The sequence below is a fragment of the Mesotoga sp. H07.pep.5.3 genome (assembly GCF_002752615.1).
Classification (GTDB): domain Bacteria; phylum Thermotogota; class Thermotogae; order Petrotogales; family Kosmotogaceae; genus Mesotoga; species Mesotoga prima.
Genome location: NZ_AYTV01000024.1, coordinates 42,218 through 64,395, shown reverse-complemented (window position 1 = coordinate 64,395; position 22,178 = coordinate 42,218). Strand labels below are relative to the sequence as shown.

At 47.1% G+C, this 22,178-nt stretch carries 20 protein-coding genes and 1 riboswitch; of the genes, 9 read left to right on the top strand and 11 right to left on the bottom strand.

The window, feature by feature from the left end; genetic code table 11:
• Positions 1-43: 43 nt before the first annotated feature.
• Positions 44-144, top strand: a riboswitch (TPP riboswitch).
• A gap of 30 nt (positions 145-174) precedes the next feature.
• Both V513_RS11015 and V513_RS11010 read left to right on the top strand, forming a co-directional pair.
• Positions 175-1,152, top strand: coding sequence for a thiamine ABC transporter substrate-binding protein (locus V513_RS11015; RefSeq protein WP_099772789.1), 978 nt, complete (start codon positions 175-177; stop codon positions 1,150-1,152).
• A 43-nt stretch (positions 1,153-1,195) separates the two neighbouring features.
• A complete protein-coding gene (locus tag V513_RS11010; protein WP_099772788.1) occupies positions 1,196-2,722 on the top strand; it encodes an ABC transporter permease in 1,527 nt (508 codons plus the stop codon).
• On the opposite strand, the gene nth is transcribed toward V513_RS11010, so the two are convergent.
• Positions 2,652-3,314 (bottom strand): endonuclease III, encoded by a 663-nt coding sequence (nth, locus tag V513_RS11005; protein WP_099772787.1) that lies wholly within the window; start codon positions 3,312-3,314, stop codon positions 2,652-2,654. The two genes, V513_RS11010 and nth, sit on opposite strands and share 71 nt — an antisense overlap.
• The gene (locus tag V513_RS11000; protein WP_099772786.1) at positions 3,307-4,725 is read right to left on the bottom strand and encodes an aminopeptidase; all 1,419 of its coding nucleotides are present in this window, start codon (positions 4,723-4,725) and stop codon (positions 3,307-3,309) included. The genes nth and V513_RS11000 overlap by 8 nt, the downstream gene beginning before the upstream one ends.
• A 263-nt stretch (positions 4,726-4,988) precedes the next feature.
• On the opposite strand from V513_RS11000, the gene V513_RS10995 reads away from it, so the two are divergent.
• The 7 genes from V513_RS10995 (at position 4,989) to V513_RS10965 (ending at position 11,703) form a co-directional block, all read left to right on the top strand.
• Positions 4,989-5,549 (top strand): RNA polymerase sigma factor, encoded by a 561-nt coding sequence (locus V513_RS10995; RefSeq protein ID WP_014730936.1) that lies wholly within the window; start codon positions 4,989-4,991, stop codon positions 5,547-5,549.
• Complete coding sequence (locus V513_RS10990; protein ID WP_099772785.1) at positions 5,542-6,036, top strand: hypothetical protein; 495 nt, start codon at positions 5,542-5,544, stop codon at positions 6,034-6,036. The genes V513_RS10995 and V513_RS10990 overlap by 8 nt, the downstream gene beginning before the upstream one ends.
• Positions 6,037-6,075: 39 nt before the next feature.
• Positions 6,076-6,957: a hypothetical protein gene (locus V513_RS10985; protein WP_099772784.1), complete on the top strand. Its 882-nt coding sequence runs from the start codon at positions 6,076-6,078 to the stop codon at positions 6,955-6,957.
• Positions 6,958-7,069: 112 nt separating this feature from the next.
• Entirely contained in the window at positions 7,070-7,498 is a 429-nt protein-coding gene (locus V513_RS10980; protein WP_014730933.1) for a Fur family transcriptional regulator, read from the top strand.
• Between the two features lie 29 nt (positions 7,499-7,527).
• The gene (gene pheS / locus V513_RS10975; RefSeq protein ID WP_014730932.1) at positions 7,528-8,559 is read left to right on the top strand and encodes a phenylalanine--tRNA ligase subunit alpha; all 1,032 of its coding nucleotides are present in this window, start codon (positions 7,528-7,530) and stop codon (positions 8,557-8,559) included.
• A complete protein-coding gene (pheT, locus tag V513_RS10970; protein WP_099772783.1) occupies positions 8,556-10,925 on the top strand; it encodes a phenylalanine--tRNA ligase subunit beta in 2,370 nt (789 codons plus the stop codon). The genes pheS and pheT overlap by 4 nt, the downstream gene beginning before the upstream one ends.
• On the top strand, positions 10,918-11,703 hold the full coding sequence (locus V513_RS10965; protein ID WP_014730930.1) for an inositol monophosphatase family protein: 786 nt from the start codon (positions 10,918-10,920) through the stop codon (positions 11,701-11,703). The genes pheT and V513_RS10965 overlap by 8 nt, the downstream gene beginning before the upstream one ends.
• Before the next feature lie 1,360 nt (positions 11,704-13,063).
• Here V513_RS10965 and V513_RS10950 read toward each other — a convergent pair.
• The 9 genes from V513_RS10950 to ord are packed head-to-tail and all read right to left on the bottom strand — an operon-like array spanning position 13,064 to position 22,130.
• Positions 13,064-13,477: a CoA-binding protein gene (locus tag V513_RS10950; RefSeq protein WP_099772781.1), complete on the bottom strand. Its 414-nt coding sequence runs from the start codon at positions 13,475-13,477 to the stop codon at positions 13,064-13,066.
• Entirely contained in the window at positions 13,474-14,973 is a 1,500-nt protein-coding gene (lnt, locus tag V513_RS10945; protein WP_099772780.1) for an apolipoprotein N-acyltransferase, read from the bottom strand. Before lnt ends, V513_RS10950 begins: the two co-directional genes overlap by 4 nt.
• Positions 14,973-15,815 carry a Cof-type HAD-IIB family hydrolase gene (locus V513_RS10940; protein ID WP_099772779.1) on the bottom strand — a complete coding sequence of 281 codons (843 nt, stop codon included), beginning with the start codon at positions 15,813-15,815 and terminating at the stop codon, positions 14,973-14,975. The genes lnt and V513_RS10940 overlap by 1 nt, the downstream gene beginning before the upstream one ends.
• Positions 15,793-16,809: an ExsB family protein gene (locus tag V513_RS10935; protein WP_099772778.1), complete on the bottom strand. Its 1,017-nt coding sequence runs from the start codon at positions 16,807-16,809 to the stop codon at positions 15,793-15,795. The genes V513_RS10940 and V513_RS10935 overlap by 23 nt, the downstream gene beginning before the upstream one ends.
• A gap of 24 nt (positions 16,810-16,833) precedes the next feature.
• Complete coding sequence (gene oraE, locus V513_RS10930; RefSeq protein WP_099772777.1) at positions 16,834-19,023, bottom strand: D-ornithine 4,5-aminomutase subunit OraE; 2,190 nt, start codon at positions 19,021-19,023, stop codon at positions 16,834-16,836.
• Entirely contained in the window at positions 19,007-19,396 is a 390-nt protein-coding gene (locus V513_RS10925) for an ornithine aminomutase subunit alpha (protein ID WP_099772776.1), read from the bottom strand. The genes oraE and V513_RS10925 overlap by 17 nt, the downstream gene beginning before the upstream one ends.
• On the bottom strand, positions 19,374-20,798 hold the full coding sequence (gene ortB / locus V513_RS10920) for a 2-amino-4-oxopentanoate thiolase subunit OrtB (protein WP_099772775.1): 1,425 nt from the start codon (positions 20,796-20,798) through the stop codon (positions 19,374-19,376). Before ortB ends, V513_RS10925 begins: the two co-directional genes overlap by 23 nt.
• Positions 20,788-21,102, bottom strand: coding sequence for a 2-amino-4-oxopentanoate thiolase subunit OrtA (gene ortA, locus V513_RS10915; protein WP_099772774.1), 315 nt, complete (start codon positions 21,100-21,102; stop codon positions 20,788-20,790). The genes ortB and ortA overlap by 11 nt, the downstream gene beginning before the upstream one ends.
• A gap of 2 nt (positions 21,103-21,104) precedes the next feature.
• A complete protein-coding gene (gene ord / locus V513_RS10910) occupies positions 21,105-22,130 on the bottom strand; it encodes a 2,4-diaminopentanoate dehydrogenase (RefSeq protein WP_099772773.1) in 1,026 nt (341 codons plus the stop codon).
• Positions 22,131-22,178 lie beyond the last annotated feature (48 nt).

Genomic DNA, 22,178 nt, shown 5'->3' with positions numbered 1-22,178 from the left:
ACCACCTCCTCGTCAATTGTATCACCAAAAGGATGGTGGTATAATTGATTGCCGGGGGAGCCCAAAGGGCTGAGAGTGCTGAAAGCAGACCCCATGAACCTGATCCGGTTAGGACCGGCGTAGGGACGGCCAATGAGTGCGCCTCCGGTAATCATTTACAGGAGGTGTATTTTTATGAGAAGAGCATTACTGCTCTCACTGATGATCTTCTTCCTTTCTCTTTCAGCAGTATCAGCGTTGACTGTCTACTCATATGATTCCCTCGAACCGCTTGCCGAAGAGAGTTTTGGGAAATTCACAGAACAGACTGGAATTGACGTCGAGTTTCGTGCGGTGGGAGACTCGGGCTCACTGTTGAGCTTGATTATTTCGGAGAGAGAGAAGTTTGATGGAGATGTCGTTATTGGGATTGACAATCTTCTTTCGCGGCGGGCCTTCGAAGAGGACATATTTCTCTCTTATCGCCCCATGGGCTTTGAGAGAATCATAAGCAACGATCTCCTGCTGGATGAGGAGTGGCGACTCACGCCTTATGACTTTGGAAGTATAGCGCTCATCTGTAACGGAAGTCAGATCGAAGAGTCAATTTCAACCTTGTGGGACCTTACTAAGCCGGAGTTCGAAAGAAGCGTAATAATCCAAGATCCGAGAACCTCCAGTACCGGTCTCTCATTTCTTGCATGGACTTACCTTTTGTTTGGAGAGCGCTTCGAAGAGTTCTGGCGGGCGATAACTCCGTCGATTCTGACGGTTTCGTTGAGCTGGGACGACGCCTTCCAGAAGTTCGAGTCGGGAGAGGCTCCAATCATGGTTTCCTACGCCACCGATGGAGCGTATTCGAAGCACTACTACGGAGAATCGATCTACTCAACCGTTATACCCGAGGGTAAGGGATATGTTCAGGTCGAGGGAGCGGGGATAATTAAGTGGACTGATAATCTTGAAGAAGCGAAGCTCTTCATGGATTTCATTCTTAGCGAAGATTTCCAGAGTCACATCCCTTTGAACCAGTGGATGTTCCCGGTTATCGAAGTAGAGATGCCGACGGCCTTCGATTATGCGGTAAAACCTGAAAAGATTCTGAAACTCTCAGCCGATGTTGATCTCTCCAAGCTGATTGAAACGTGGGAAGAGGTAATTTACGAAAGGTAAGTCACTAACAATATACTCAGTCGCTATCGCGGCCGTTGTTCTTTTGCCGCTGTTTCTCGCATTTGGAAACCTAAACTTTGAAACGATCTTCTCTGTGGTTTCATCGCCTTCATTCAAATCAATTGCGGGATTCACTGTAAAACAGTCTTTGCTAAGCACTTTGCTTGCAATGATCGTAGGTTTCCCCGCGGCGGTACACTATGCGAGGAGCAGCGGACGGCTTTCAAGTTTGCTGGGTATAACTACGTATATACCATTCTTCTTTCCAAGTATTTCTATGGCAATTGGCTTCTTGTCTGTATATGGCAGAAATGGAATCTTCAACAACTTCCTGTCTAGTTTAGGGTTCGAAAGGGTACAGATTCTTTATTCTTTGGGGGCCGTTCTCCTTGGGCACGTGTTTTACAATGCGCCAATTGTTATTCTCGTGCTAGGGAACGCTCTTAGGAAACTGCCCTCGGATGTTCTCGAGAGTTCAAAGATAGACGGATCTGGAAGAATAATGAGGCTTCTCCGCGTTGAACTGCCTCTCGTTACGCCGGCAATAATCAATTCGGCACTGCTCATCTTCACTTATTGTTTTACCTCTTTCGCAGTAGTACTTATCCTTGGCGGTGCTCAGTTCGCCACTCTTGAAGTCTCGATCTACATGAATTTCAGGCTTCTGGCTGCTCCTCAAAACGCAGTCGTGCTTGCCGTCGTTCAGTTCATTTTCATCATGTTGTTTGGATTGCTTATCTCAGCGAGTGAAAAAAGTGCGACTTTTGAGCAGGGTGAGCAGTATAAAGAGAAAAACAGATTTACGGCGATTTACTCATGGACTTTCCTTCTTTTCGAATGGCTTCCAATTCTTGGTGCGCTCCTGAGTTCCTTCTACGACTGGACGAGAGGGGAATTCATATTCAGTAGAATTTCAAAGCTCTTTGGTGAGAAACTCGTACTCATTGGAGCCGGTCTGACAAATACTCTGATCAATTCGTTAACACTCTCTGCCCTTGCGGCGCTAGTGACCGTAACGATAGCCTTTTTGCTTTCCTGGCAGGCACGAAAAACCATAAAAGGCTCGAAACAGCTTCGGATAATTTCTTTGATCGCACTCTCCGTAACACCCTCTATACTGGCAGTATCGTATCTTACTGTGTTCGGTGGTTTTCCGGTTCCAATCTTGATTCTAATGCTCTATATTGTGATTTCCCTGCCGGTTGTTCTAAATTATATAAGCGGTCAGGTTATCGGAGCAGAACTGAACTTCCTTGAGGCGGCACAGATAGACGGCGCCTCAAAGATAGAGCGTTTAAGATACATGATCATTCCCTTCTTCAGAAGCACAATTATATATGCGGCAACCGTTGTCTTCGCGATCTCTATGGGTGAGTTCGGTGGGTCGCTCATGCTTGGGAGCAAAGATTTTCCAACCTTTGCCGTTGCGATCTACAGACTCAACGGCAGCCGCTATCTTCTGGAGGCGAGATTTCTCAGTTCGGCGTTGGGAATAATTATCATTTCTGTTGTTTCTGTCTCTCGGTGGTTTGCTCAGAAACCAGAGAGAAGTATTCGCAACACTGGCTGATTCCGCAGAGATTGCACTTAGGACCGATCGGTCTGCAGATTTCTCTGCCGAACTCGACCATCGATCCATTCACCGGTCCCCATATACTAGGTGGCAAGATCTTCATTAGTGCAAATTCAGTATCATCGGGAGTCTTCGTTTTCACCCATCCCAACCTGTTGGCGATTCTGTGTACATGGGTGTCAACGGCCAGCGCCTCCTTTTTGAAGGAAACGTTTAGAACGATGTTGGCTGTCTTTCTCCCGACTCCAGGGATTGTCACCAGCTCCTCGAGAGTATCCGGCACTACGCCGGCAAAGCTCTCCACAATCATTCTGGCGCAATTGATAATTCTTGCGGCTTTCTGTCTGTACATCCCCGAGGCCTTTATTAGGTCGTAGAGATCCTCGGGTTTCGCCTCAATTAAGGATTGGGGGTCTGGGTAAACCGAGAAGAGCCTGCGAGAGGCCTCCTCGGTATTTTCGTCTCTTGTTCTTTGGCTGAGAATTGTGCTTACCAGAACCTTGAACGGGTCTCCGTATTCCTGTTCGCGCGGGAAATTTTCAACTATCCAGCTAGAAACAGCTTCGGGAGAGCAGTCGTTTCTAGACATCGCCCCCCTCCAGGAAAACCTTGTATGCTCTGTAAGTTTCGTAAAGATCTGCTTTGGAGAGAAGCTCAAACGGCGAATGCATACCAAAGACTGGCGTTCCTGCATCGACAACGGTGACTCCTCTTTCAGCAAAGAACTTTGCTACTGTACCGCCACCGCCTCTGTCAACCTCTCCAAGTATGGTGCTCTGCCAATGCACTCCCTTCTGGTTAAGCAGTCTTCGCACGTAGCCCATGAATTCTGCACTGGCTTCGCTTGTCCCCGATTTTCCTCTGGAACCTGTGTACTTGAGGATAGCGATTCCATAGCCGAATCTCGCCACGTTTGCCTGGTCATGAGCATCCTTAAAAGTAGGATCGAACCCGGCTGCGACATCCCCGGAAAGCATTCTCGATTTCTCCAAAAGGAAATCTATTTCGTAAAGTCCTTTTGCCCCCGAGAGATTGAGGAGCTTTTCGATAAACGTAACCCAGAACTGTCCCTTCGCTCCGGTGACCCCCTCGCTTCCTATTTCTTCTCTGTCAAAGAGGAGAACCATTGCCGTACGCTTAGGATTATCAATCGAGGACATATCTGCAAGCGCAGTAAGGGCAGAATAGGAACAGACTCTATCATCATGACCATAAGCTCCGATCATGGATCTATCCAGTCCGACTTCCCTGGGCTCAAGAGCGGGCACCAGCTGGATGTCGGCAGAAAAGAAATCCTCTTCGACAAGTCCGTACTTTTCGTAGAGGAGGTTAAGGAACATCAGTTTGACGGGATTCTCGAAATCCTTTCCCTCAACAATAGGTATCGTGCCGGACATTGCGTTCAAGTCTTTACCCTGAAATACCTTTCTGAAATCCCCTTCCCTGTTGTCTAGGTGTGGAAGGAGGTCGGAAATAACGAAGACGGGATCTTCACTGTTCAATCCTATCGAGACGTCAACGGACTCTCCGTTACTCTTGATTACAGTTCCCACAAAGGCAAGAGGAATGTTGAGCCACTGGTATTTCTTAACTCCTCCATAGTAATGAGTCTTGAGCATTGCGATTTCCGAATCTTCGACCAACGGACTGGGCTTAAGATCAAGCCTTGGCGCATCTAGGTGAGCGGCAACCATGTCGATACCTTCCTTGAGGTCTTCGCCAATCACTGTGGCGATAAGCGCCTTGTTGTCTTTGGTCAGATAAATTCGGTCTCCCCTTTTCACGCCCGTCTTCTCAAATGATGATACAGGCTTGAAACCTCTCGATTCAAGAAGATCAACGAGATTCTTCACTGCCAGGCGCTCTGTAACGGATTTGCCAATGAATTTCATGTACTCTTTCGAGTAGGCGAAGACCTCTTCCTTATCAAGCGAGAACCAGGTGCTCCTTTTCCTCATCGTTAGTTTATCACTGAGCTTCTTTGCATCTTCCCGTTTCAATACTTCACCTCCAGTAATGCGAATAAGTTCTTTCACCTTTAATTTTATCCGATATGATTGGCTTTTTGGAGCTCAGTGATTTGCTTTTCAAAATTTCAGTTTTTGCTTGCAGATGGTCTTGTTTTTCATGATTCGCTAATCAAAAGATTCGCAGTCTCTTCTCCGGTGTTATGATTGATTTGAGGATAATTATATAATTTACGTGCGGAGTTGAACTGTATTCGCTCCTTCATCGTCATATAGAACAGATTAGGGTGGTATGGTTGGACGAAAAGAAGCTAATAGATGGACTAAAGAAGAAGAAGGTCTGGGCATACGAAGTCTTGTACGATGAATATGCTCCGAGGTTGGGAAGTGTCGTAAAATCATACCTTGGATACGATGATGTTGAGGATGTTATCCAGGAGGTTTTTATAAAGGTCTTCAAGAACGTTAGAAAGTTTCGTGGGGATGCAAAACTTTCGACCTGGCTTTATAGAATAGCCGTGAATGTCTGTAAGGATACTCTGGTGAAGAGGAAGAGAAACAACGAATTTCTTACAGATTTCAGAGAGAGTGAAGATAAGGCCACGTTTGAACCTCCGGCAACGACGAACGTGTTCAGAGAAGTTATGGACGAGATCTCTTTTGAGGAACTGATGTCTGTTGTTGAGAGACTTGCTGAAGATGACCGATTACTTATTAAATTGAGAGACATAGATGATCTGTCATACGAGGAGATAGCCGACATACTTGATAAACCGGTCGGCACGGTCAAGAGCAGATTGCATTACGCTCGAAAGCGGCTTAAGGAGCTTCTCGAGGAGGTAGGTTACATTGGATGAAGAAAGGTTTGTCCGCATTTTGGATCGTGAGATCCCGTTTGATAAGCTGAGGGTAGATGAAAGGAAAGAACTAAAGGGCTATGTGAAGGCTATAGACGCTCTGAAAGAGAGTTGTTGCTACAGGCCTTCTGATGAACTGAAGAAAAGAACTCTGAGCAATGTAAGGAAGCTAAAGAGCAGACCTTACAAAATTCTCGGTACAGTAGCTGCCTGTTTGGTACTGGGTATCTTTTCGGTTTCGTTCTTCACGGGTAACACTATTCTTATTAAGAAAAAGGGAGAGCTTTACCAGCTCGCAGATGTCCTAGGCAGTAGCTCGAGTCTGAATGAAAGACTCAGGGTCAATCTGAATGCCTTTGCGCAGGACGAAGCAGAGGGGAATAATCTAGTAATGATGGAGAAGGAAATGGAGCGTTCGCTCGGCTTTCTTAGTGAATCAGCTGTGGAGAATGATTTTGAGATCTCTGGAATTAGCACGACCTACTAATCTATAGACGCTCTAAGACACAGAAGGAGTGAAATCGCCGTGAAAAAACTGTCCGTACTCGTTGTCCTGTTGCTTGTTGTCGGGCTGGCGGTTGGAAAGGATGCTGTCGAAGAGTTAACTACCCTGATAGATGTTTTGAAGAACTCTTCGTATGAAGTAGATAGATACGTACAAGAGAGCGGAATAGTTACTACTGCAAAGAACGAGCGAGTAATCAAATCCGGTCCCTATAAACTGGTTACATCGTATTCTTCTGCAAAGGGTGAATTTGGCTGGGTGAGAAACAGCTCAGGCCATTTTGCTATCTTTCGCACAAGAAGTATTGCTTTCGAGCCGCTCACAAAAATCAAAGATGTGGAAGACAACTTCATTGACCTGGTGAACAGGAAAAGCTATGTGGTCGATCTCTTTCTGGATCTTCCCAACAGCAGAAAAATCACCATATCATCGGGCGATCTAACTTTCGAAGCTACCTACGATGACAACTACAAGTTGTTGAAGCTGGTTAAGTCGTATCCATTTCATACTATTAGCGCGAGTTACAGAGGTTACTCGGAAATGTCTCACGAAGCGTTGACAAAGTTGTCAAACGCGACTGAAGGCATGATAATAATTCGTCCTCCAATATACTTTTCAGAGGCAATGCTGGAAAAACACTTTGCCTGGTCTTCGATGGATTTCGCAACTGACGGAAAGACATATCTTTACACTGTTCTGATGTATTCGATCGAGTATGGGCGAATGGTTCTATACTTCTCATTCAACACCGAACCGGACTATCTTCAGAAGTTTTCTGCTCAGATGGCCCAGGCAAACGGTTACAGTTACGCGATTGAGAGACTCTCGGAGAACTCTGCGATTAGTCTTCTCGGGATGATAGATACAGAAACACTCTCTTCCCTTCTTGAAGATCTCTACTGAATGCGAGCGTTCACTAAAAGTAAGACTTATTGAGGTTTTCATAAAGATTTCTCAAAATTGACTGAATTCTGTTGTATAATCTACTCAAACCCTTTATGGAGGCTTTAATTGTATGGAAATAAAGGACACGGTTGCTCTTCTAAAAAGCAAAGGTTACAGAATTACCCCTCAGAGAGTAGCGATAATAAGGATTCTAAGGGATCATGAAGGCCATCCTGGAGTTGAAGAGGTTTTTAGATCGGTAATACAGGTTCATCCGAATATTTCGATGGCTACCGTTTACAACGTAATGGAAGTTCTCGAAAAGGAAGGAATCATAAAGGCTATAGCGAATTCGAAGAAATCGAGACGTTATGATTCAGAAGTGAAACCTCATGGCCACTTCATATGTAATAGCTGTGGGAGAGTCTTTGATATTCCGATGAAATATTACGAGGCCTGCTTGAAGGTGTTTCCTTCTGAAATGACTGACTTCGAGGTGAATTCTTTCGAACTTACCATCAAGGGAATTTGTCCAGACTGCAAGAAAAAACTTCTATAGACAAGTTTTATCTTTTTGGGGGTGCTGGAGTGAAGGGACTCGATATTAATCTACAAGAAGTCCTCGATAGAGTGATGGAAATATCCGACCTTAATGAGCTTCAGGAAGAAAAGTCACGGCTCACTGGAAAACAAGGCTTGATAACTTCTCTTATGAAAAAGTTGAAAGAGATTCCTCCTGAAGAGAGAAGAGAGTACGGAAAGACCGTAAACGAGTATAAAAATTTCATTGAAGAGGCTCTTAACAGGCGTAAGAGCGAACTGGAGAACAAAGCTAAGAAAGAAAGGGAAGCCTCCGAAAGACTGGATTACACAATTCCCGGAAAGAAAAGAGACATCGGTTCTCTACACTTGATAACGCAGATAATGGAAGAAGTGCAAAGTATCTGGGTGAGTATGGGTTTCGAAGTGACAGTGGGCCCGGAAATTGAGACCTCTTACTACAACTTCGAAGCACTGAATACCCCAGAGTGGCATCCCGCAAGAGACATGCAGGATACATTCTATCTTCAGGACGGAAGACTTCTAAGAACGCATACCTCGCCAGTGCAGATAAGAACGATGGAATCAAGAAAGCCCCCCCTAGCAATTTTTGCGCCCGGGACATGCTACAGAAAAGACACTCCCGATGCGACACACCTACCGATGTTTCACCAGTTCGAAATTCTCTTTGTGGATAAGGGTGTTTCGGTGAGCCATCTAAAGGGGTCTCTGGACCATTTCGCCAAGAGGCTCTTTGGAGAAGACAGAAAGATAAGGCTCCGGCCAAGCTTCTTTCCATTTACCGAGCCGAGTTTCGAAGTCGATGTCAGCTGTGGAATTTGTGGAGGAGTTGGTTGCAGAAGCTGTGGTGGAAGTGGATGGCTAGAAATTCTGGGGGCTGGGATGGTGCATCCGAACGTATTCAGGAATGTTGGGTATGATCCGGAGGTCTGGAGTGGTTTTGCTGCCGGAACGGGCCTTGAGAGAATTGCTATGCTGAAGTACGATCTTGAAGATATCAGGGACCTTCTTCGCAATGACAGACGCTTCCTCAGGGGTTACAGGAGGGCAGTAATATGAAACTGTATCTCGAATGGATAAATGAATTCGTTGACATAAGCGACAAATCTCCCCAGGAATTAAGCAACAGCCTTTCACTCAGCGGCACGGAAGTGGCGGGAATAGAGTACCCATGGAGCTATGTCCAGGGTGCGGTGGTAGGGAAGATCAAGTCAGCAAGACCTCATCCTATGAGTGATCGGCTTCTGGTAACAAGGGTGGACGCAGGGGTTCGTGAACTAACAATTGTTACTGCCGATTTGACCGTTAAGGAAGGCGAAACCGTTGGTGTGCTGCCTGAAGGCTCTGCCCTCTCCGGTACGAAGATCGAGAACAAAGAGTTTCTAGGAGTTTTATCTGAAGGAATGTTCCTTTCTCTTGAAGAGTTAGAACTTGAAGACAAGTCGCAAACGATAATGCGACTTGAGCAGGGCAAACCTGGAGAGTCCGTCATTGAGCTGCTGGGACTCGACTCGGCGGCTATTGAAGTGGAGTTGACCGCAAATCGTGGCGACTGTCTCTCTGTAGTCGGAATGGCCAGGGAGCTTGGTGCCATTTATGAGAGAAAGGTAGAGAGACCCTGTGCTGACGACTCAATCCCCGTTGGAGACGACGGGCTGCTGAAGGTTACATTGAAAGATGAAGGCTGCACAAGATATACGGCACTTTTAATGAGCGATGTAACAATCTGTGGATCTCCATTATGGATGAAGAGAAGATTGGTAGCGGCCGGTTTGAGACCGATAAACAATGTTGTTGATATAACTAACTTCATGATGCTTGAAACTGGCCATCCTATCCACGCTTTCGATGTTGATCGGATAGGATCTACGGAAATAGTTGTTCGTTCAGCAAGAAACGGTGAGAAACTCGAGCTTCTGGACGGCAAAGTGGTTCAGCTCGACAGTAACGACATGCTTATTACCAACGGTGAAACACCACTCGCCCTGGCGGGAGTCATGGGCGGTGAAGACTCCGGAATCTATTCTTCGACGAGAAAAGTTTTGTTGGAAGTCGCCGTCTTCGACCCAGTGAGAATCCGAAAGACATCGAGAAAGCTAGGAATCTCAACAGATAGTTCGTATCGATTTGAAAGAGGAATAGACTATGAGGATTCTATATACGTGATTCGGCGCCTTGCCGATCTCATGGAGAGGTTTAGTGGTGCGTCGGTTGCCTCGAAGATTGTTGATGCCGGCGGAACAGCTCCAGTTAAGGTCATAGATTTGAGAGAGGAATTCGTCACCGATAGACTGGGTGGCGTAGTTCCTTCCGAAAAGATAGGCGCAATACTTGAGAGTCTGGGTTTCAAGACCGAGAGAACCGACTTCGGATGGAAGGTCACTCCACCGGCTTTCCGGTCGTACGATACGAGACAGGAGATCGATCTTGTCGAAGAGATAGGGCGAATCTATGGCTACGACAAGATCGAAAATGTATTACCCAGAGTTCTGCCGATTTCGGGAGGTGTTCCGGAGTTCTTGAAAAGGCAGAAGAGGGTGAAAGATCTGATGGTTGCCAATGGCTTCGATGAGATTGTGACATACAGTTTCATAAACCCGGACGAGTTTGACAAGCTTGGAACTGATCCGAAACACGTCGCGCTCTTGAATCCTCTTTCAATGGACATGGCCGTCATGAGACCATCTCTCGTTTACAACCTCTTGTCGGCGGCTTCATACAATTACAGAAGACAAAACAGAGATATAAAACTCTTCGAAATAGCTTCGGTTTTCAATCCAGAAAGAGAGCAGAGTGAAACAACGGCACTAGGTTTTGTTGCTACCGGGAGGGAGAACCCGCTTGATTATTCAGACAAAAGAATACTTGATTTCTTCACCTTCAAGGGAGTCATTGATGAGTTATGCTCTCTATATGGTCTGGATCCCGTGTACAATCCCCTGACGATCTCCTGGCTTGAAAAGGGCAAGGCAGTATCGGTGGACGTTGACGGAAGGAAAATCGGATTTTTTGGCGCTGTGGATATCTCAGCTGCCGATACACTTTATGAGATAAAGAGTGGTGAAGTCTACGTAGCAGAACTCAACATCAGCATAATCGAGAGCCTGATGAAGGGATTCTCCGGAGCGAAGAAAATCTCGCCATTTCCGAGGGTTTTTAGAGATCTGTCGTTCCTTGTTCCTGGCTCAATAGCCTATGGAGAGCTGGAAGAATTAATAAGAAGAACTCTTGACGGTACCTCTTTCGAGGAGATCAGGGTCTCTGATCTTTACAGAGGTAAAGGAATTGAACCTGGATACAAGAGCATCACAGTTACCCTGGGTTTTGAATCCTTTGACAAGACTCTCACTGACGATGAGATCAATACACTTATTGAACTCGTCTTAAGAGAAACCGAGAAGATTGGTGTGAAGCTACGTGGATAACCTCCTTCTCAATAATTTCAGCAAAAAGATTCGTGTGTATCTTCCGGAACTCTGGAGAAAGGTTTCCAAGGAGGAGTTCTCTATTGAACGCAAGAGTGGATACAAGGACATAGTTACCTCTGTTGATCTGGAGATCGAGGACAACCTGCGTGTCTTCCTGCACGATCTTTATCCCGAAGCAGCCTATCTCGGTGAGGAGTCCGGTCCCGATGTAAGATCTTCTACAATGTGGATCGTTGATCCAGTTGATGGGACCACAAACTTCTCAAAATCTAATCCCCATTATTCTACTCAAATAGCTCTATACAGTGAAGGCCGAGTTGTTCTCGGAGTTACCTACGATCACAACAGGAGGGAGACTTTTCATGCGATCGAGGGGCAGGGCGCTTATCTTAATAACAAAAGGATCTGGGTGAGTAAGACGAGAGAACTCCGAGAAGCCACCAGCCATGTGGGGATGCAATATTCGTCTGAAACTGCTTTCGAGCGGATTACAAGGAGAATAAATAGAGCAATAAAGATCTGCAGGGGACTGCGAATAACCGGAAGTGCCTGTCTCGATTTTGCTTACGTTGCGTCTGGAAGAGCCGACATCTTCTGGGAAGAGACACTTAAACCCTGGGACGTCGCAAGTGGCATTTTGCTCGTCAAGGAAGCCGGAGGTTTTGTCGGCAGCTGTGTTGAAGAGGATTTCGACCTGTTCAATCCAAACGTCCTCGTTGCGAACAACTCACCGGAACTTGTGAAGGAATTCCGCGATAGAGTCCTGTACGACTGAACGCAATTTATTTTTCAACCAGGAGAATTCATTTCAGACTGAACATTCCGTCACAATCATGCAGTGATTTCCAACGCTTATTTGAATGCTCGGCTATACTGTGATCCTTTGAATAGGAGTTTGAACAATAATGCTGCAATCTCAAGAAATTACACGCTTATTGCTGTAAAAAAGAAAAAAGCAGCCTACTTCTTAAGGCAATTGTTTCCCCCCTTCCTGCTATGCTCTCATACCGGAGCTCTCGATAATGGTCTTTCTCGCCTGATCTTGTGGAGGGAACGAAATGCTGAAACAAGTTCATGACGCGAAGGGCAGGGTATCGATTACGGGGTATGGGGTCTCGTGAAGAGAACCGTCAATCAATTCAGGGTTTCAATGCAAATGAGGAAGTTATCCCGACATCGGTTTATGGGAATCCCTCTCTCTGTCATCCCGGACTTGATCCGGGATCTAGGCTTTTTTTGAAAAACCGGGGTTGGGGGTAGCGGGTACGTGGTAGGAAAGAGCTAAGGAACTGGTTGGCCGTTGGACGGTTATCCGTTCGCCGAGGAGAGCCGGTCACCGCTCGCTAAAAGATGCTCAACGCTGGAAAGAGCAAAAGATCAGCTGCAAAAAGCGGAACTGAAGTCATAATGCAAGAACTGGATGCCAAAACAAATTCAGATAGAATGTGATGTTCTCTTGATCGCCCAATGTTGTCATCCCGAACTTGTTTCGGGATCTAGGTTTTGATCCTCTCGGTGGAGGACGGGTCCATGATCTGGGACGATGTACGAAGGACGGCTCTTTGCAGCGAACAGCGGGTTGTGGCTAAGCGCACAGTGGTTCTGAGAGCAGGATTCTGAACCAAGTTCAGAATGACGAGATTTTCCGCATTCGAAGTTACCTTACGCTGTCACTGAATTCATTTCAGGATCATGGGTCTTGAAAAGCACGGGTCCATAGTCTTGGACGGGCAATAAAGGACGGCTCTTTGCAGCGCTCAGCGGATATTGTGGCCCTCGAAGCGGAACTGGGCTCGCCAAAGCGAGACTGGCCACCAAAGGTGACTGGCCTGCGAAGCAGACTGGTTTTTAAAATCTTACCCGCGAAGCGGTCATTGCGACCGCCGATGATTTTCGGCGCCTTGCGTCTAGTGTTTTATGGTAGCCTCAATTCCGGCGATGTTCTTCGCCGCATCACTTCAGCTCTCGCCAGTCTGCTGATTTCGGAGGACGGCGTACCCGTTGACGGTTGACCTGAGAAGGCTTTCTGCGAAGCAGCCTCACTTGCTAAGGAGTCGAGGATAATCTGCTTCAGCAAAAAGTGTAATTTGTGCTCTTTTCGATCGCCTACCCATACCTGCGAACACGATACGTTTTCAAAGAGATATTCTTCTATGTTCTTCAAACATGCAGAGGTCCTCTACATAAAGGACGCCGTTTTCGTCTGCAGCTAACTGAGCTTTTTCACTATAAATGCCTTTTTGGAGCCAGACTGCTTTGGCGCCTAGTTCTATTGCCTTCAAGGCGATGGACTCGGCCTCTTCAGAGGGTCTGAAGATTTCAACTACTTCAAGTTCTATCCCATCTGCCACAACGGCTTCGAGATCAGGGTAGACTTTTAGGCCGCTGTACTCTTCCATACTTGGGTTGACAGGTACTATCCGATATCCCATTTCAATTAGATAGGTCGGGACATAATTGGCGGCCTTTTCGAGACTCTTCGAGAAACCAACGACAACTACTGTCTTGAAAGTCTCTAGGATCTTCTTTGCGTTCTCTTTGTAGATCAAAGAACAACACCTCCAAGTATTATCAATGCTATTCCCAGAAATAGTGAGAACCAGAAGAACCAGTTTCCAAACCTGGTGTACAGTGTAGTTTTGACCGTGGGAATATACTGGAATTCGCCAATAACGTAATCTGCATTCAACTCCTTAGAGGTTGGCAAACGCTTGACGATTCGCCCATAGGGGTCGATTATTGCAGATATTCCTGTGTTGGATACCTGAATGACGTATCTTCTATTTTCTATCGCTCTTGCGATGCTTTTTGAGAAATGCTGATTCAGAGCAGTTGAAATATCGAACCAGCCATCATTTGTCGCCGTCACGATCACATTTGCGCCGTTCAGAGTAAGCCCTCTGGCGACGTTACTGTATAGCGAATCAAAGCAGATCTGAGCTCCTATGCGATGTTCATCGACCGAGAAGATCGTAAACTCTTCTCCGGCGTCAAAAAAGTCAAGGAATTTTAGGAAACTGAATACACCAAATACTTTGGGCCAAGGAAGAGACTCTACGAACGGGGTAAGCTGGATCTTTGCATAGTATTCATCGGAAAAGCCCTCTGCAGTAACAAATCTCACCTGATTGTAGTTGTGATCGTTGTAGGTGGGGAAACCGATCAAAATCTTCAGATTTCTTTCCTGCGCAATCTGCTGCAGCTGGGTTCCGGTTGAGTTTCTTCTTATGTCGCTCATGAAGGTTGCCTCCGGCAAAATCACAACGGAGCCCTCCGGAATCTCTCTGAGTGCTCGTGATACGACTGCAAGAGTTTCATCCGGTGGCTGGTAGTACTTCATCTGCATCGATATGTTTGTCTGTAGAGCATAGAGAGTGCTTTCATATTTGCTTGAGGAATGGGGAATCGGAACTAAGGCCGTGATAGCCGCATTAACTAGGGCTACGATTGCCACTGAAACGACAATAAGAATTGCTCTGTCTCTTGTTCTGTTCACGAAGAGATAGGAAAGATAATGATTTACGAAAACGATAATGAATACTAGAAGGAGAGGCCCACCAATAGTAAGTAACTGAGAGATTCCCTGCTGCCCATTTAAAAGCGCATCAGAGAGTCTCCCGTTAGTGAAGCCGAGCGGGCCGATCTCTCTCAGATATTCTGTAACCGTAAAGAATGAAGCGGCAAAAAGAGCTAGAAGAACCGGGTATCTGTCGAAGAATCTCTGATACAAACCATAAACTAGACCAAATACTAGAAAGGGAACGGCCATTACAATTCCCATCAAGAAGAAGACGACGACCCCTATGAAATTTGGGAATGAATTCAGTACTTCGGGAACGTTCACTGTCAACACTGGGAGCAGCCAGTAATGGGTTAGAAGAAGGTATACAAAGCCCCAGACGAAGGCTCTCAAAGCCCCCTTTAGGGGTGATACATCTTTCATTGCCATGAATAAAGGGATCAGGGCGACCCATATCAAGTACCCCCAAAGCATTCCCGGCATGGCCAGTGCAGTGAGAACGGCTGAAACAAGAACTAGGACCACTACAGTTCACCCCTGGTTCGGAGGATTCTTTCTATTGCTTCTGCCACACCTCCGCTGTTGTTGTCTCTATCTGTGACAAAACTCGCGTGTTTCTTGACACCAAGTGGACCATTAGCCATTACGATCGGCAAAGCCGCTTTCTTCAATACCTCCAAATCGTTGTAGTTATCACCTATGTGAGCTACACTATCCCAGTCTAGATTGAGATAATCGAGTATGTGCCTAAGACCTTTCTCTTTTCCAACGCCCGGTCCAAAGAACTCGTAGAATGCGTGATCTTCAAGGGAGTCGTTCTTAACTACAGTGACGTTTTCAAGATGGGAATTCGACTCAAGAATAAGGTCTCTGATCAAGGATTCTTTGCCTTCTACAGCAATTTCTGGAATTCCGTCGTTTGAGATTCTCTTTAGCGGATTCTCTTCAAATACCATGCGGTACTTGTTATGCCTGTAGTACTCCCTGTAAGGGGAATCGTATGGCCCAACGGTAGAGATATCGGGAAGTGTGAAGAAGTCAAAGAAGACCAGAGTATTCAGACTCTTTTCTGTTGCTCTTTTGTATATCATCCTTGCCTTGCTGGGATCGAGGACAGACCTTGAAATCACCTTGATCTCTTCTCCATGGCCGAAAGTTACCAGAGCGCCGTTCTGATAAGAGACAGGGACATCGATTCCAAGCTGCTCAACATACTCATGGCCTGAAACGTAGCTTCTTCCTGTGGATATTGAAACCGCAATTCCCATTTCGAGAGCGCAGCGTATAGCATTTTCATTTTCCTGAGAGATTTTCTTCTCATCATTTAGTAGAGTACCGTCGAGATCAATAACTATGAGCCGAATCATCTTCCAACCTCCAGCAGTCTATTACCTGAAAAGTCTCGAGCCTGTTGTTTTTTGACTTCACCCACCTGGCATGGATCGGAAATGCAAACTCCGGTGCCAGCCTTCCGTTCAGAACCCATTCTCTCGCTTCGGGGCTGTTGAACAATCCCGGATTGGCAATGATCTTGAGCACCATGGGACCCTCTACCCATCTAACTTCATCGATCGAATCAAGCGACTCCAGGGAAGCCGCGATCCTACCTCTCTTTCTTTCCGATGGAAGGGGACTGACATTTATCAGTGCAACGTTCTTAGAGAGCGGACCGATTATCTTTACGTTTGCCAGAGTATGTGAGAAATCATCTAATTCATCCAGCAAAATCTCATTTGAAATCGCAACCGAATATCCGTGATAGGAAGGTTTGGCCATAATTTTCAACAGGTGTTTCAACTTGCAGCCTTCCCTCACGGGTGCCTCGCCAATCTTTGGGACCTCGATATTAAGATAAGAAAACGCTTCTTCTATCTCAGCCTTGGTCCAATTTCTCAAAGGCGCGTAAAAACCATCCTTGATCACAATTCCCGTCTTTCCCCAGGTGTCCGACTGGTTGGCCCCAGTCGCAACAAGGCCGAGAACTCCCGATCTAACGGCCGGCAGTTTGGCCAATCTGGTACATCGATTGCATGAGGGACCACGCTTCCAAACGTTCTCCTGAGCTTCATAGCCCGGCGTAAACTCAAGTCTTAGGTCCAGCCTCTCTGCCAGGGATGCAACAATTTCTAGTCCTCTACTGTATGAGTAAGGGCCGAAGCAAACGTTTATCAATTTGACTCGATCACGTCCAAGAGCGTGCAAAGCCAAGTAGGCAACTAGGGTTGAATCAAGGCCTCCTGAGAAGGCCACTGTGAGTCTGTCCTTGCCGGCTAATTCTTTAATCTCATTTATCGTGTTGTTTATGGAATTCTCTATCTGTTCAGTCATCTTTTCAAGTATAACGCAAAGAAGGCGGCGCATGCCGCCTTCGATATTGACTCGATTCTATCCAAGTAGCTCGCGTTTCTTCTTCACAAGGAAAGAGGCTACGTGAATGCCCTTCGTTCCGCGGCCAAAGCCAGCGTCCATTCCGCAGGAAACTGCAAGGTCATTCGTTATTTGAGTTCCTCCAGAAATAATTATGACCTTGTCCCTTACGCCTTTTTCAACAGCTAGTTGCGCAATCTTCGTCATATTGTCTACATGCACTTCGTTGTGAGTTATTATCGTCGAAACCAGAATTGCATCTGCTCCAGTTTCGATAGCTGCATCGATGAACTTTTCAGGAGGAATGCTCGTTCCCAAGTATGTGTATTTGAAGCCGAACTTTTCGATTCCCCCGTGTTTGATGTCTAGAATCTCCCTTATCCCTACTGAGTGTTCATCGTTTCCAACGGTGCCGGCTACGACTCTCATGGGATGCTCATCTATGAAGGCGGTAATCTCCTCTTCACTCAAGAGATCGGGTTTTTGTGGCAGCTGCAAGGAATCTCTCACGATCTTGAATGGGACTTTCGCCTTGAGTTCCAGATATGTGCCTTCTACGGGATGGAGGACCGTCCTGCTTATGACGGAGGGATCGGTGAAGCCCATCCTTTTTGCGATTTCAATCGCGGCCGCCTCTGAGTGTTCGGGATCATCTGGAATGGTCATGTCGAGTTGAACCCATCCGTCACCCCACCATTCCACTTCAGGCGATATCAAGCCCTTTTCTCTGTCCTCGAGCTGCTGTGTGATCCTGAGATTCACATTGTCTGATTCATCTAGTTCGTCTATATACTTGATTTTCGACCGGTCGTGGAGAGTGCAGCCGCCAATAGGCTCGTCGGGAGAGGATAAGCCTTCCGGAATCCGGTTGTAGCCAAAGTGTTCGCAGACAGGAGCGAAGTAATCGGCATCCCTTGGGATTACGGTGCCTGCTCCTATACCTCCGTCTTTTGGTCTTGCTATTCCATCTCCATTTCGTTCCGGGTAAAGACCGTTATCGACGAAGAAGCCCTTCTCCGCCGCCTCGAAGTATCCACCGACTTCCAGTATCTCTTCCATCATAAGAATCGCACGCATTTTCAGCTCTCGAATGTTTGGTCTTACAACTTCTTCATTTACCTTGAGCAAATCCTTGATTCCATCCAGGGCAACAAGTGTATGTTTTGCTGTTTCTACCCCTCTGATCGAATTAACATGCCAGGGGACGTTTCTGCCTTCGTCGGGAGTTATCGTCGACTGGATGTCGGCTTTGGTCAATCTCGATATTAGGGTATCTAGAACATGTATTCTGGTTGCGTCGACAAGATCGGATTCGATGTATCTCGTGTTCATCTGCGCTCTGAACCTGTACTCTTTGAATAGTTCGCGAACAGTTAGCGCATATATGAAGTTCAACTTGAACTCAGGAGCCGGAGAAACGACGGGTGGAACCGTGGAAAGGGAGATCAAATCCTTTTTCATTCCGGCCTTGACAGAGAATACACAGTTGATCGCGTGCTGAACGAGGAGTTCCGGCATAACCTTCCATGCTTTTTTAGCAGAGGCGTTAGCGTTATGGGCGCCGTCGATCTGCAGCATGTCGACGCTTGCCATAATCTTCTTGGCCACGGCCGCATCGACAAAGGAGCGAAGCGGATTTATCCCCCTGTATAGAATGTTGTACTGAGGATCCTGGTGGGCTCCGTTTACTCCCTCTTCTGCGAAGAGAACGGCAATTTCCGGACCGGCCACGCCGCTGACATATGAGTGGAAGTTTATAGGTCTTCCAACTTCCTCCTCAATAATGTCAAGAGCCTTACGTGTGGCTCTAAGCTGCTTTCTCGTTATTGGGATACCACCGATCCCCTCGGGGGTTCCCTCTATTAGGCCGTCTATGTGGCTCTGGCCCAGTGTCCTTATTACCATTATGTGATCGGCCCCATGCCATGCGGCCATTCTCATTCTCCTGACATCGTCTTCGAATCTTCCAGAAGCTATTTCTGAAGTTATAACGGGATCGGGCTGAGGATCTATGTTGTCAAAGTAGTGAGAAGCGGGAAGACCCACGCTGTTCTTCAGAGGTTCGGAGATCTCGTCGTAGTAGAAGCCATCGACCTTCGTGCCTTCGGGAAGTTTCTTTCTCCAGGTCCAGCCCTTTCTCTTGGGTGCATAGTGTTCGAGATCCTTTAGAATCTCTTCCACTCTCAGCTTTTCATTGACGGGCAGCATTACGATCGCCTCCCCTGAAGTTAGAAACGAGAGCTTCCCATCCCTTTCCGACAGCTAGTTCTTCAACCGCCTTTTCCAGGGTCAGTGAATTCATCTTCGCGTAGGTTAGAACGATATTTCCGGCGCCCTTCCCGAGCAAACCGTGTTCGACGGCCTTCGTGACTATTGATCCAGCCTGCAAACTATCCAGCCCCATTCTAAGAAGCACAGAGCGTTCGATTGAAGGGCTTGTATTGGCCTTCGCAAGATCTATCAAGGGTTCTACAATCTTATCAGCCAGCTCCCAAAATCTTCTGTCGAGCTCCTCGTCGGTTAGATTCTTAAGATGCACACTCCGCTTCTCGAAATCATCACTTCTCTGAATCGACATCATCACTTACCTCCTTAACCAGTTCCCGAACCTTTGTCGCAGATATCTTCAGCTCTGCAGAGAGAAACTCGAAATCGCTATCGATCAGCGTTACTCCCTGTTTCATAAGCTGTTTGATATAAGATCTTCTAAGATCATCCATATTCACTTCTTTGTAAGCAATCTGCGAGTAGCTTTCGGGAATTGCGATTCTCTTGCCAGGTGAATCCATCTTGATCGGGTCTCCCCTGACTATCTCTACTCCATTGTCTCGCGCAAATGTAAGCTGTGCGCTTGGGAGCTTCCCGGCGCCAGTGTACTCGGTCTCCTGGACTACTATGATCTTGTCCTCGGGCAATTCTCTTGCGAGAGCTGTTGCCGCAGTGAGACTGGTGTTGCCTGCCGGTCCCCGTTGTAATCCCTCGAGCCTGGCCAGCATTTCGGTAACGTAGAAGACCTCTCCTTGAGTGACCAGAAGATATCTATCCATATATCTCAATGCTCGTGCAGCGTTTCTGGGAACATCGGATCTATCCGGAAGAACGGCAAAGGGTATGCCGAAACCGGTATGGCCCGTTGTGAAAGACTTCCTGTTGAAATCCCTGTCACTCGCCATGTGAAGGCCCGAAAGATCGACGCTGACACCGATAACCTTTGTCTGATCTGCACCGGCTTTAATAAGGCCTCTAGCCGTCCCGGTCAGATTCCCGCCGCCAGCATGCGTCGCGAGAACGTAGTCGGGATTTCTTCCGATAAGTGTATTTGACTGTTCTACTATCTCGTATCCGAGAGATTCTATGCCCGCAATTGCGTATGGTGTGTACAGTGAAGCATTGAAATAGCCGGTCTCTTCAAGAAGCAAAAGAAAGTAATAGAAGAGCTCCGGACCTACGGTCAGTTGAGCCACTTCCGCTCCGTAAGCTTCACAGGCACGAGCCTTCTCAAGTATCTCAGGCTGACCCTTTCCTCTGCTGTCGTAACACTCCTGAACAACGATGCACTTCAGGGCTCTCTTCATCGACTGAGATGCGACGGCCGCGCCATAGTTGCCGCTCGTTGCAGCGATGACTCCTTTGTATCCAAGCTCCTTGGCCCGTGAAACACTTATAGAGGCCCGTCGGTCTTTAAAACTGCCTGAAGGATTCGTCGCTTCATCCTTGAGAAAGATCCTTGCGCCATAGCCGGACTTGCTCATCGACCTGACCAATCTTGTGATGTTCTTCAGCTCTATCAGGGGAGTGTTTCCCACTCCGGTTTCCGATTGAATCCTTCTGATGGAAGCGATCGGATACGATGTATCCTTCATTAACCTCTCGTAATCAAAGGCGATTCCGTCCAGTTCGTATCTGTCGTAATCGACTCCCACAGTTGCCTTCATTATCTCTTTTCTTCTTGCCATAACGGCTTCGTAAGATCTATCTTTCATCGTTATCGCCACCGGTAAGCCATCTTGTCAACTCGTTTCCCGCTTCGGACAGTTCTGGAATGTAATCACCGAAGTTATGTTCGTGAGCCGGCTCAACAGCCTCAAGCTTTCCCGACACTTTTCTCCCTGAAGCCGTTTCTACCGTTACCATCTCACCTACTTCGGACTTTTCCTCCAAGAGAAAGCCTCTAACCCTTAGTTCGAGAGGGACTTCTTTCGTGTCCTCGGGAACCGAGGGCGCTCTTTCACCCGCAGCAAGGATTATTCGACGAATCTGCACCCACTGTCCCTTAATTACACTCATACTTAGATCTCCTTGATCTCGTTAAGCAAGCACCTGGGAATCGGGAGTTCACTCATCTCCAGAAGTCCCGGACCTGCCTCAATTACGGCAGGAATCATGTTCGTGGCAAGGGCGATCGTTCCCTTTCCGCCCGGGATTTCAGGCTTTATTGAAAGGTGAATGTCTGGTTCGCCAAATATGTCAATATAGTCTCCCGTGTCGACCCCTTCCTTTTCGGGAAGGATCTGCTGAGGATGAATCAGCTCTATCATCAACTTGTCTCCGCAGTAACCCCGGCCTATATGCCTGCATCCGGCCACCATTCCAGGCAAGACATGCGCAACGCTCGTCCTTCGTTCGGTTTTCGAGATGATCGGTTCTCGACTCTCCTCTATTCTGTCGATATCCCATCCCAGTGCGTTGCCGATCATTGCTATTGACTGTTGAAAGCCTATGTGCCCTACAATCTCTCCGGTTTCTATTCCCTTCTTGAACTCCTCTGGCGAGGTTCCGACTCCCTGGGTTCTCATCACGGTCCTACCGAAGGGCGAGAGGTCGTTAATCCTTCTCGCTTCGATTCTGTCAACCTTCAAGCATGCGCCCGTCATGGCGATTATTAGAAGGTCAAGTACGAATCCTGGGTTGATTCCTGTTCCCAGAATCGATACACCATAGCGCCATGCGATGTTTTCAAGCACCTCCGACTCTTCGGGATGCGAGAAAAACGGGAAAGCCATCTCTTCTGCTATCGTAAGAATGTCCACGTGGTGTCTGGCCACGGTTTCAATCTTCGTTAGAACTTCTTCGACGAAGGAATTTGTAGCAATAACCACAATGTCCGGTCTCGTTTCGGATACAGCCTTCTCCACATCTGAATAGATCTGCCGCCCAGTCTTTTCTCCGCCAAGATACTCTCCCAGGTCTCGGCCGATCTTCTGTGGATCCTTTTCAACGGCGCCAACAAGCCTGAGGCCCTCCTTCTGAGAAACATTTCTTGCCACGCCACTACCCATGGCGCCCAGGCCCCATACCAAAACCCTGTAAGCCATAAATAAACCTCCATTCTGAACTCTAGATTATTCAATTCAATACTATCA